Source organism: Halorubrum sp. SS7 (genome assembly GCF_005435055.1).
GTDB classification, from domain to species: domain Archaea; phylum Halobacteriota; class Halobacteria; order Halobacteriales; family Haloferacaceae; genus Halorubrum; species Halorubrum salinarum.
Map to the genome: position 1 here is coordinate 1 of NZ_SGXV01000809.1, position 210 is coordinate 210.

The window sequence follows — 210 nt, forward strand, 5'->3', positions numbered from 1 at the left end:
GCCTCGAGCTCCCCGTCGAGGTGGGACTCGCCGTCCCGGTACCACCCGTCCGTCGTCGGGAAGATCCCCTTCGACGCGAGCTCCTCGATCAGGTCGAGCAGCTCGCCGGGGGCGGAGAGCGCCCGATAGAAGTCGGCGTGTTCCGGGTGGTCGTCGCGGAAGCCGCCGAGGAACTCGCGGAACCGCTCGCCTTCGATCAGGTCGTCCTCG

Annotated in this window: 1 protein-coding gene; it reads right to left on the bottom strand. The window is 70.0% G+C overall.

All coding sequences use genetic code 11. The features are described 5' to 3' along the window. A partial coding sequence (locus tag EXE44_RS19980; RefSeq protein WP_137718158.1) for a hypothetical protein occupies positions 1-210 on the bottom strand: 210 nt, incomplete at both ends.